A 770-nucleotide genomic window follows, 5' to 3' on the forward strand; every position below is an offset into this window, starting at 1 on the left:
CGAAGGTGGCGCCGAGGATGATGTTGGCGTCCGAATCCACCTCTTCGCGGATGCGGGTGGCGGCTTCGTCGAGCTCGTAGAGGGTGAGGTCGTTGCCGCCGGTGATCGAGATCAGCAGGCCGCGCGCGCCCTTCATCGACACGTCGTCGAGGAGCGGGTTGGCGATGGCGGCTTCGGCGGCGCGGTTGGCGCGCTTCTCGCCCGACGCCTCGCCGGTGCCCATCATGGCCTTGCCCATGCCGCGCATGATCGCGCGGACGTCGGCGAAGTCGAGGTTGATGAGGCCTTCCTTGACCATCAGGTCGGTGATGCAGGCGACGCCCGAATAGAGCACCTGGTCGGCCATGGCGAAGGCGTCGGCGAAGGTGGTCTTCTCGTTGGCGACCCGGAACAGGTTCTGGTTCGGGATCACGATGAGGGTGTCGACGGCGGCCTGGAGCTCCTGGATGCCGGCCTCGGCGGTGCGCATGCGGCGCACGCCCTCGAACTGGAAGGGCTTGGTGACGACGCCGACGGTGAGGATGCCCATGTCGCGGGCGGCGCGGGCGATGACGGGGGCCGCACCGGTGCCGGTGCCGCCGCCCATGCCGGCGGTGATGAAGCACATGTGAGCGCCCGAGAGCTGGTCACGGATCTCGTCGATGACCTCGTCGGCGCCGGCTCGCACCCCGAGGTCGGCTCGGCCGCCGCCGACGAGGTCATCGACGAGATCCGTGACCAGCTCTCGGGCGCTCACATGTGCTTCATCACCGCCGGCATGGGCGGCGGAC

Annotated in this window: 1 protein-coding gene and 1 pseudogene; one reads left to right on the forward strand and one right to left on the reverse strand. The window is 69.2% G+C overall.

Going from position 1 to position 770, the window contains the following annotated elements; translation table 11 throughout:
• Positions 1 to 664 (reverse strand): annotated as a pseudogene (locus tag MBTS_RS23465) (cell division protein FtsZ); the annotation flags it as partial.
• On the opposite strand from MBTS_RS23465, the gene MBTS_RS24190 reads away from it, so the two are divergent.
• Positions 608 to 770: hypothetical protein (locus MBTS_RS24190; RefSeq protein ID WP_425324827.1), on the forward strand; the 163-nt coding region annotated here is incomplete at its 3' end. The pseudogene MBTS_RS23465 and the gene MBTS_RS24190 sit on opposite strands and share 57 nt — an antisense overlap.

The sequence above is a fragment of the Methylobacterium bullatum genome (assembly GCF_014845095.1).
Lineage (GTDB): Bacteria > Pseudomonadota > Alphaproteobacteria > Rhizobiales > Beijerinckiaceae > Methylobacterium > Methylobacterium bullatum.